Origin of the sequence: Catenulispora pinisilvae (assembly GCF_015356865.1) — a bacterium.
GTDB lineage: Bacteria > Actinomycetota > Actinomycetes > Streptomycetales > Catenulisporaceae > Catenulispora > Catenulispora pinisilvae.
Genome location: NZ_JAAFZA010000330.1, coordinates 1 through 9,606 on the forward strand (window position 1 = coordinate 1; position 9,606 = coordinate 9,606).

Below are 9,606 nucleotides of genomic sequence, written 5' to 3' on the forward strand. Positions count from 1 at the left end.
CCCCTACCCCATCCCCGTCACCATCCCGACGTCCATCCCGGTCACGGCCCCGCCGATGGCGGTCCCACCCGCCCGCGCCCGTTACGCTGGTGCGCGTGCTGACCGTCTCCACCGTCAACGTCAACGGCATCCGCGCCGCCGCCGGCAAGGGCTTCACCGAGTGGCTGAACACCACTGCGGCAGACCTCGTGTGCCTCCAGGAGGTACGGGCCGAACCCGACCAGTTCCCGCCCCACCTCCGTGCCCCCGAAGGCTGGCACACCCTCATCGCCCCGGCCACCACCAAGGGCCGGGCAGGCGTGGCCCTCTACAGCCGCATCGCCCCCACCACCACCCGCATCGGCTTCGGCACCCCCGAATTCGACACCGCCGGCCGCTACGCCGAAATGCACCTCCCCACCCTCACCATCGGCAGCCTCTACCTCCCGGCAGGCGAAGTCGGCACCGACCGCCAAGCCGAAAAAGAGCGCTTCATGCAGGGCTTCCACACCCACCTGACCACCCTGAACCGCGAGGCGGAGCAAACCGGCCGCGCCGTCCTCATCTGCGGCGACTGGAACATCGCCCACCAAGAGGCGGACATCAAGAACTGGAAGGCCAACCAAAAGAACTCAGGCTTCCTCCCCGAGGAACGCCAATGGCTCACCACCGTCCTCACCGAAACCGGCTACACAGACGTGGTACGCAACCTGCACCCCGACGTCGAAGGCCCCTACTCCTGGTGGAGCTTCCGCGGCAAGGCCTTCGACAACGACAGCGGCTGGCGCATCGACTACCAGATGGCCTCCGCGAACCTCGCCACCCGCGCCACGTCGGCGGTGACGGAGCGGGCGGCTACGTATGCGGAGCGCTGGTCCGATCACGCTCCGGTGACTGTCACATACGACTGGGACGTCGCCTCGGTGCCTACCCAACGCAGCCCGATTGAGAGCCTTGGCGTCGGGGCGACGTCCGCCGCGGCAGCGGACTCCTAGTTCGCGGCTCCACTTCAGATCTGGCCGCGCAGCATTCGCAGCAGTCGGTCGAGGACGCGTCCGCTACTGGCGCGAAGTCCATCGTGCTCGTACTCGTTCGTCGCCCACAGTTGTAGGCCCCTGATGGTCTCGGCGGTCGGCAGCGAGTATGTGGCATCGACATACATGTCGTCGAGATAGACGGCGGCGGCCACGGGGACCTCGTTCGCGGCCAAGCGCTCGGGATCGTAGAGGTCGGGCCAGTCCTCGCGGGCGGACAGCGCCTCGGCCGGCTCGCGCAGGGGGGCGAGAGCGGGCTGGTCGAAGTGGCATCGGTAGGTCATCTCGCCGGTGAAGAGCACCGGGTCTTCGCCGGCCAACGCCATGCGGGCGTCGAACTGGGGGAACTCGGCGCGCATCCGCTCGGCCGCCCAGTTCGTCGCGCCGGTGGCGCGCTGGGCGTAGGTGAGTTCGTGCATGAGTGGGTTCAGCGGTAGTTGGGCGTAGCTGAGGAAGGCTGCGGCGCGGGCGAGGAAGCTGTCGGACAGCTCCGCTCCGGCCCAGGTGTCTTCCAGCAGGTAGTGCAGCGTGTCCGCGCCGTCGCTCGTGCCGAGCATCAGTCCGAGTGACTGGAAGGCCTCGACGGTGAGCGAGGATCCGTCCGGCATGGGTGCCGGGCGCTCGATCAGGTGCGCGGCGATGCGGCGCACTGCGGCGGCGTCCTGCGGGTACCGGTGGTAGTACGCGGTGTTCTTGCGGTGTACTCGCGGATAGGTGGCGCGGTAGACCTCGTCGGCGGTGATGCTCAGGCCGGGGAGACCGCCGGTGATGATCGCCTCGCGCAGGCCCTCGGGGGCGAACGAGAGATAGGTGACGGTGCACATGCCGCCGAAGCTCTGGCCGAGTACCGACCATGGTTCGCCGGTCAGTTCGCGCCTGATCAGTTCGGCGTCGCGGACGATGGCGTCGGCGCGGAAATGGGCGAGGTAGTCCGCCTGCGCGGCGGCGTCACCGCGGGCCGGGAGCGTTTGGCGGGTGATCGGGCTGGAGCGGCCTGTGCCGCGCTGATCGAGCAGTAGGACGCGGTAGTCCTCGAGTGCGCGGTCCAGCCAGGAGTCCCTTCCGATCGGACGCGGCGGCACCATGCCCGGGCCGCCCTGGAGAAACAGCAGCCAGGGCAGCCGCTCGCGCTCGCGTCCGGCGGCCACCACCTCGCGCGCGTAGACCTCGATGCGCTCGCCATCGGGCCGACCGTGGTCGAGGGGGACGGAGAAGAAGTGATCGGTCAGCGCGACACCGGGCATGCGGGGCTCCTTTGCGGCAATATATTGATCTTGATGGCAGGCAGCTTCTGCGTACGCTGAGCACCGTCGCGGCGTCAAGCGCGCCTCGGCCGGGCGAGGATGCTGATGGCGTTGGCCGCGATGATCGCCACGATGCTCAACCAGGCGGCCACGTCGAGTTTCTGTCCCAGAACGAGTACGCCGACGGCTGCGGCGAACACCGGGTTGACGCTCATGAACAGCCCGAACGCCTCAGCCGGAACGCGGCGCAGCGTGAACAGGTCGGCGAGGAACGGCAACGCGGAGGATAGGACTCCGGCCGTGACAGCCGCGCCGACCGCCGCGGCGGAAGGCGTGTGGTGCACCACGACTCCGGCTCCGATGGGCAGGTAGACCAGGGCGGACAGCCCCGCGGCGGCAGCCGTGCCCTGTGTACCGGGGATGCGCTGCCCGATGGAACGATTGAGAAGGATGTAAGCGGCCCAGCAGGCAGCAGCGAGCAGAGCGAGCCCCATGCCGACGTAATCGGCGGTAGGGCGCGGGCGCATCAGTGCGGCGACTCCCGCCACGGCGAGTGCGGCGCAGCCCAGGTCCACGCGTCTGCGCGAGCCGGCCAGCGCGATCGTGAGGGGACCGAGGAACTCCAGGGTCACCGCCAGGCCGAGACCGATCCGGTCGATCGCGGTGTAGAGCGACAGGTTCACCACACCGAAGACGGCCGCGAGCAGCAGCACCGGCCCCCACTGGCGCCGCGTGAAGGACCGGAGGCGGGGCCGACCGACCGGGAGCAGCACCACCGCCGCGACGCACTGGCGGACCGCGACGACGCCGACCGGGCCGAGCACCGGGAAGGCCAGCGATCCGATCGCGGCGCCGAGCTGGGTCGAAAGGCCGCTGGCAAGCATCATGCAGACCCCGACTGTGGGCACAGCGCCACGCTGCGCGGGCAGTACGGCCGGGTCTGCGGGGCCCGCGGCGCGGTCTGCGGAGCGAGTGGCGCGGTCTGCGGCCCGAGTGGCGGGGCCTGCGGATCGAGTAGTCGGGTCTGCTTGCACGCATCGATCCTGTGCCGCGGCAGTGCATGCGCAAAATGCACAGAGCAGGCCGACTATACGATTCGGTTATGGATGTCGAAGTGCGTCAGTTGCGCTGCCTCGTCGCGATCGTGGACGAGGGCACGTTCACCGACGCCGCGATCGCTCTGGGCGTCTCACAGGCTGCGGTCTCGCGCACGCTTTCGGCGCTCGAGAAGCGCCTCGGCGTACGGCTGCTGCGGCGTACGTCCCGCGAAACCTCACCGACCGCGATCGGGCTACGCGTCGTGGCGCACGCCCGGCGCGTGCTGACCGAGGTCGACAACCTGGTCCAGGAAGTGACCTCGGGCCACGTCGAACTGCGTATCGGCCACGCCTGGTCGGGACTGGGCCGGCACACACTCGCCTTTCAGCACCGGTGGCGGGAATCGCACCCGGAAACGCAAATGCACCTGCTCCGCATCAACTCCCCGAGCGCCGGCCTGGCCGAGGGCACCGCGGACCTCGCGGTCATCCGCAGGCCGCTGGAGGACCGCCGCTTCGAAGGCGCCATCGTGGGTCTGGAGACACGCTGGTGCGCGCTGGCCGCCTCCGACCCCCTGGCTCGGCGCCGCTCGGTGCGTCTGGCCGACCTCAGCAGCCGGGTCCTGCTCGTCGACCAGCGCACCGGAACGACCACCGCGGATTTGTGGCCAGCGGACGCGCGTCCCGCGACCCAGGAGAGCCGCGACATCGACGACTGGCTCACGGTCATCGCCACCGGCCGCTGCGTGGGGGTCACCGCGCAGTCCGTCGTCGATCAATATCCCAGGCCCGGCATCGTCTACCTGCCGGTACGCGACGCCGAACCGGTCGCCGTACGACTGGTCTGGTGGCGCGACGACCCCCACCCGGCCACCCGCACCGTGCTCGAGCTGCTCACCGAGCTCTACCGCACATGACGCTCTACCGCACATGCCACATAGACCTTGCACGCGGACCGGACGCACGAGTCCTATCTCTGCGCGCCGACCCGTAGCCACGCGCTGCCCGCGGAGCGGGTCCAGAAGGCGGCAAGCCGGGCCAGGGTGAACACCCCGATGGCGACCCACAGCCAGACCAGCCCCCATCCCGCGGCGACCACGAGCGCGAGGGCGCCGAGGAACACGAGCGTGCAGGCGAACGAGGCCCAGGCCAGGAAGGTGGCGTCGCCCGCGCCGATCAGGATGCCGTCGAGCACGAACACGACCCCGGCGACCGGTTGGCAGGCCGCGGCGACCAGCAGCACCGGCACCAGCGCGTGCGCGACGGCGCGGTCGGAGGTGAACACCGCGGCCAGCACGGGGCTGAGCGCGGCCAGGCCGACGCCGGTGAGCACGCCGAAACCGAGCCCCCACCAGTTCATCCGCGCCACCATCCGCCGGGTCGCCTCGATGCGTCCGGCACCCAGCTCGTGGCCGACCAGCGCCTGCGCGGCGATGGCCAGGGCGTCGAGGGCGAGGGCCAGGCCGGACCAGAGGTTGGCGGCGATGGTGTGCGCGGCGAGCGCGACCGTGCCGAGCCGGCCGGCGCCCCACACCGCCGCTATGACGTAGACGCGCAGCCACACGGTGCGGGTGAGCAGCGCGACGTTCGCCGAGAGCGAGGCGCGCAACGCGCGCGCGTTGAACCGCGCCACGACGCCTTGCGCCCGGCAAGCTTTGACCACCACGTAGACGTACACGGCGCCCATCGCGGTCTGCACGGACGCGGTCCCGGCCGCCGAACCCGCGATCCCGAGCCCGCACGGGTAGACCAGGATCCAGTTGACCAGCGTGTTCGCCACTGCCGCGACGCCGGCGACCACGAGCGGGGTGCGCATGTCGTGCAGGCCGCGCAGCAGCCCGGTCGCGGCGAGCACCAGCAGCATCCCGGGCAGTCCCAGGCAGCTGAGGCGCAGGTAGGTCGCCGCGTAGGGGGCGGCCTGGGCCCCGGCCCCCAGCCAGCGCACGACCGGGTCCGCGCAGCTCGCCCCGATGACCGCGAGCAGCACGCCGAGCCCGGCCGCCAGGTACATCCCGTCGACCCCGCGGGCCATCCCCTCGGCGCGCCGGCCCGCGCCGATCAGCCGGGAGACCTGCGCGGTGGTGCTGTAGGCGAGGAAGATGCACACGCCCACCAGGGTGTTGAGGGCGGAGCCCGCGGTGCCCAGGCCGGCGAGCTGCGCGGGCCCGAGGCGGCCGACGATCGCGCTGTCGGCGAGCACGAACAGCGGCTCGGCGACCAGCGCGCCGAGCGCGGGTATCGCCAGAGCGAGGATCTGACGGCCCGTGACGTGCGCGGCGTCGGGTTCCCCGAGGTGCTCGGCGCTCTCGGTGTTGCGCGCGCGGTCGGCGGCCTCGGTGTTCACACCAGGGATTGTGTCAGGTGCGACAAGCCATAGGAACTCTTACCTCGGCTACTCCCGCTACTTCAGATACTCCCGCTGCTCGCGCACGGTGAGGTGGCATCCGGACCGCTTGTCAGCGGTCCGGGTCCGGGTCCGGGCCCGGGGCCGCGTCCCCTCAGGACTTCCGCCCAGCCCCGCCCCAAGCCCCCTCGTCAGCGGGCTGTCCGAACGGGTTGGGATCAGGCCGCCACTCGTGGATCGGCACGACGCCGGGCTCCGTCAGCTCCAGCCCCGTGAAGAGGTCGGCGATCTGCTCGGGGTCGCGCAGGTAGTACGGGGCGCCGCCGCTCTCGTTGTACAGGGCGCAGGCGCGGGCGTTCAGCTCGTTGGTGTTGGAGCTCTCGCTGACGACCAGGTAGCTGCCGGAGGGCAGGGCGTCCATCAGGCGGTTGATGACCGAGCGGGCCCGGGCGTCGTCGTCGGCGTTGGAGACGTGGCCGAGGATCTGCATCAGGAGCAGTGCCACCGGCTCCTCGAAGTCGAGGGTCTTGCGGGCCTCGGCGATGATGGTGTCGGGGTCGAGCAGGTCGGCCTCGATATAGGCGGTGGCGCCGCGGGGGTCGCCGACCAGCAGGGCGTTGGCGTGCGCCAGGATCAGCGGGTCGTTGTCGACGTAGACGATGCGCGCCTCGGGGTTGACCCGCTGGGCCACCTCGTGGGTGTTGTCGGCGGTGGGCAGGCCGGTGCCGACGTCCAGGAACTGCCGGACCCCGGCGTCGGCGGCCAGGTGCCGGATGACCCGCCCGAGGAAGTAGCGGGAGAGCCGGGCCAGGTCGAAGATGCCCGGGTAGACGGCCGCGAACTGGTCGCCGGCCTCGCGGTCCACCGCGTAGTGGTCCTTGCCGCCCAGCCAGTAGTTCCAGACCCGGGCCGACTGCGGCACGGTCGTGTCGATCCGCGGTAGGCGGGGCACCTCGGGGGACTCGGATTCGCCGGTCATCGTGACTGCTTCCTGTGCATATCCGGACTATGACACCCTCAGCACGGACCGGCGGCCGTGGCCGCCGGGGGCGTGACCGAATCAGGCTACGACGAAACCCCAGGTGTGGGCTATGGCACAGGTCGATTCGTTGATACGGCACATAACCGGACCACAGCGGTGGATATGCTGGCCGGCGTGGCGAAGACGCACACCCACTCCTGCACCTCGGGCAACCCGACCATCCCCCGGATACTGCTGGGCGCCGAACTGCGTCGGTTACGGACGGCGGCGGGCATCGCCCGAGACGCGGCCGGGTACGCGATCCGCGGATCCGGCTCCAAGATAAGCCGGATGGAGCTGGGCCGGATCGGCTTCAAGCCGCGCGACGTCGCCGACCTGCTGACCCTGTACGGCGTCCACGACGACGCCGATCGCGACCCGCTGCTGGCCCTCACCGCGCAGGCGAACGCCCAGAGCTGGTGGCGCTCCTTCGCCGACGTCGTCCCGGGCTGGTTCGAGGCCTACCTCGGCATGGAGGACTCCGCCTCGGTCATCCGCTGCTACCAGACCCGCCTGGTCCCCGGCCTGCTCCAGACCGAGGACTACGCCCGCGCGGTCATCGGCCTGGGCAACCCGCTGGCCGACCCCGCCGAGATCGAGCGCCGCGTCGCACTGCGCATGAACCGCACCGGCCTGCTGCACCGGCCGCACCCGCCCAAGCTCTGGGCGGTGATCGACGAGAGCGTCCTGCGCCACCGGCCCGGCGACCACGACGCGACGATGCACGCCCAGATACAGCACCTGCTCAAGCTGTCGCGGCTGCCCCACGTCACCATCCAGGTGGTGCCCACCGGCCGCAGCCCCCGCTACGCCGACGCCGGCGCCAGCCCCTTCAGCATCCTGCGATTCTCCGAGGCGGCGCTGCCCGACATCGTCTACCTCGAACAACTCACCAGCGCCACCTACCTGGACAAGACCGAGGACCTCGACGTCTACACGACGGTGATGGACCAGCTGTGTCTGGACGCGGTGCCCGCCGCCGACAGCGTCCGGTTCCTGGTCCGCTGACCTGGAGCCCCCGGGCCGTATCCTGCGCACGTGTCGAATGCGAATATGTGGACCCCCGACGACGGCCCCGGTTCCGAGGCCGCCGTCATCGAAGTCTTCACGACCTGGCTGGTCGGGCAGGGCTGGGAATGCGCGGAACTCCCCCGGTACGGAGACCGCCCGGACATCGACGCCCGGCGTCCCGACGGCCGCCGGCTCATCGTCGAGGCGAAGGGGTTCACCCGCGATGCCGGCACCGATCTGGACACCGGCTACGGGCAACTCCTGCGGCGGATGAAGGGCGAGCCGGACACCGCCTACGCGCTCGTGGTCGCGGGCTCGGTCGTCCGATTCGCCCAGCGGGTCCCGTCGGAAGTCCGTAACAAGCTCGGAATCTCGCTCTACACAGTCGATGCGAGCGGCGAAGTCGAGCTCATCGACGGCACGCCGCTCTGATCGTTCCGTCCGGCCAGGCCGAGCCCAGCTCAAAGGGCTGATCTTCGGTCCGCGCCGGCAGTTGCCCAGGGGTTGGCAAAATCCCGCCCTTATGTCGAAGTCTTGACGGAAGTCAGCCGCATGCCAAAGGTGTGTAACGTCATTCTCCGACCCGAGAGGGTTACATGCAGCGCAGAGTGCAGCCGACGAGCGAGGCGATCCGTGCGGGGAACCGCGCCCGGGTCGTCGACATCCTGCGTCGTTCCGGCAGCGCCACGCGAGCCGAGTTGATCAACGGCACCGGGTTGTCGCGCGCCACGGTCTCCAGCCTGATCGGCGAGCTGGCCGATCGGGGCCTGGTCTCGGAGTACCAGCAGCCGGCCGCGGACAGTCCCGGACGGCCGCCGACCCGGCTCGCGCTCAATCGCGCGGCGGGGCTGGCCATCGCCGTGGACGTGGGCGTGCGGCACGTGGCCGTCGCGGTCGGCGACCTGTCGCGCAGCGTGCTGGCCGAGCGGTGGGTGTCGCTGCCGCAGGGGCACTCGGCCCAGCGCGGCACGCACATCGTCATGCGCAGCATCGAGACCACGCTCGCCGAGGCCGAGGCGGACCGCGACCAGGTCGTGGGGGCGGCGATCAGCATCGCCGCGCCGATCGCGCCGGACAGCGGGCGGTTCCTGGTCCCCGGGGTGCTGCCGGGGTGGAACGGCCCGGAGTTGGCCGAGCAGATCGGCCGGACCTGGGACATCCCGGCGGCGGTCGAGAACGACGCCAACCTCGGCGCGCTCGGCGAGTCGGCCGCGGCGGGCCCGCACGGGCAGGACCTGCTCTACGTCAAGCTCGCGAGCCGGGTGGGCCTTGGCATCGCGTTCGGCTCCGGCATCTACCGCGGCCGCGACGGATACGCCGGCGAGCTCGGCCACGTCACCGCCGACCCGGACGGCCCCACCTGCTGGTGCGGGCGCCGCGGCTGTCTGGAGCTGTACGCCGGGGCCGAGGGGATGCTCGCCCGCCTGGCCGGGCGCGGGATCCACCTCGGCGACGTCAGTGAGCTGATACAGCGGGCCGAGGCCGGCGACGCCGACGTCCTGGCCGTGATCCAGGACGGCACCCGGCACCTGGCCCGCGCCCTGGGCACGCTCGCGCTGGTGCTGAACCCGTCGGTGATCGCCCTGGGCGGGGAGCTGACCGCCCTGGGCGCGTTGCTGCTCGACCCGGTGCACGCCGAGCTCGCGGCCGTGCCGTTCGGCTCACCGGTCGCGGTCCGGACCTCGGCGCTGGGGCCGCGGGCCTCGCTGATGGGCGCGCTGGCGCTCGTCTTGTCCGAGTCCAGCCGCTTCACGGATCAGTCCTCTGCTCCTGTCATCCCGAACTCCGGGCGGGCCACCTCCTGTGGCACGGTCCCGTCCCGGTCGCTCCACCACCGTTCCACCGTCAGTTGATGTCCGTTTCATGATGTCCGTTCGATGATGTCCGTTTGAGTCCATCGATGCCCCCGGTCCCCTCCCGAAGGAGCTTCCTGATG

9 protein-coding genes are annotated in these 9,606 nt (G+C 70.9%); 5 read left to right on the forward strand and 4 right to left on the reverse strand.

The window, feature by feature from the left end:
- Positions 1–95 precede the first annotated feature (95 nt).
- Positions 96–974, forward strand: coding sequence for an exodeoxyribonuclease III (locus IZR01_RS45285; protein WP_194927435.1), 879 nt, complete (start codon positions 96–98; stop codon positions 972–974).
- Positions 975–988: 14 nt separating this feature from the next.
- On the opposite strand, the gene IZR01_RS45290 is transcribed toward IZR01_RS45285, so the two are convergent.
- Together IZR01_RS45290 and IZR01_RS53880 are read right to left on the reverse strand one after the other, a co-directional pair.
- The gene (locus tag IZR01_RS45290) at positions 989–2,257 is read right to left on the reverse strand and encodes an alpha/beta fold hydrolase (protein ID WP_194927436.1); all 1,269 of its coding nucleotides are present in this window, start codon (positions 2,255–2,257) and stop codon (positions 989–991) included.
- 74 nt (positions 2,258–2,331) lie between these two features.
- Positions 2,332–3,141, reverse strand: coding sequence for an EamA family transporter (locus IZR01_RS53880; protein ID WP_194927441.1), 810 nt, complete (start codon positions 3,139–3,141; stop codon positions 2,332–2,334).
- A gap of 218 nt (positions 3,142–3,359) precedes the next feature.
- On the opposite strand from IZR01_RS53880, the gene IZR01_RS45300 reads away from it, so the two are divergent.
- Positions 3,360–4,211, forward strand: coding sequence for a LysR family transcriptional regulator (locus tag IZR01_RS45300; RefSeq protein ID WP_194927437.1), 852 nt, complete (start codon positions 3,360–3,362; stop codon positions 4,209–4,211).
- A 53-nt stretch (positions 4,212–4,264) separates the two neighbouring features.
- Here the strand turns inward: IZR01_RS45300 and IZR01_RS45305 are convergent, their stop codons facing one another.
- Positions 4,265–5,638 (reverse strand): MATE family efflux transporter, encoded by a 1,374-nt coding sequence (locus IZR01_RS45305; RefSeq protein ID WP_194927438.1) that lies wholly within the window; start codon positions 5,636–5,638, stop codon positions 4,265–4,267.
- Positions 5,639–5,792: 154 nt separating this feature from the next.
- Positions 5,793–6,617, reverse strand: a complete 825-nt coding sequence (locus tag IZR01_RS45310) for an SAM-dependent methyltransferase (protein ID WP_194927439.1) — start codon at positions 6,615–6,617, stop codon at positions 5,793–5,795.
- Positions 6,618–6,794: 177 nt separating this feature from the next.
- Here IZR01_RS45310 and IZR01_RS45315 point away from each other — a divergent pair, with 177 nt between their 5' ends.
- From IZR01_RS45315 to IZR01_RS45325, 3 genes are all read left to right on the forward strand, one after another.
- A complete protein-coding gene (locus tag IZR01_RS45315; protein ID WP_323746777.1) occupies positions 6,795–7,667 on the forward strand; it encodes a helix-turn-helix domain-containing protein in 873 nt (290 codons plus the stop codon).
- A 30-nt stretch (positions 7,668–7,697) separates the two neighbouring features.
- Positions 7,698–8,102: a hypothetical protein gene (locus tag IZR01_RS45320; RefSeq protein WP_194899900.1), complete on the forward strand. Its 405-nt coding sequence runs from the start codon at positions 7,698–7,700 to the stop codon at positions 8,100–8,102.
- 164 nt (positions 8,103–8,266) lie between these two features.
- A complete protein-coding gene (locus tag IZR01_RS45325; protein WP_194927440.1) occupies positions 8,267–9,523 on the forward strand; it encodes an ROK family transcriptional regulator in 1,257 nt (418 codons plus the stop codon).
- Positions 9,524–9,606 lie beyond the last annotated feature (83 nt).

Excerpts from the sequence above, each read along its gene's own strand:
- IZR01_RS53880 (WP_194927441.1), bottom strand. The coding sequence starts at position 3,141 with ATGCTTGCCAGCGGCCTTTCGACCCAGCTCGGCGCCGCGATCGGATCG.
- IZR01_RS45290 (WP_194927436.1), bottom strand. The coding sequence starts at position 2,257 with ATGCCCGGTGTCGCGCTGACCGATCACTTCTTCTCCGTCCCCCTCGAC.
- IZR01_RS45300 (WP_194927437.1), top strand. The coding sequence starts at position 3,360 with ATGGATGTCGAAGTGCGTCAGTTGCGCTGCCTCGTCGCGATCGTGGAC.
- IZR01_RS45310 (WP_194927439.1), bottom strand. The coding sequence starts at position 6,617 with ATGACCGGCGAATCCGAGTCCCCCGAGGTGCCCCGCCTACCGCGGATC.
- IZR01_RS45325 (WP_194927440.1), top strand. The coding sequence starts at position 8,267 with ATGCAGCGCAGAGTGCAGCCGACGAGCGAGGCGATCCGTGCGGGGAAC.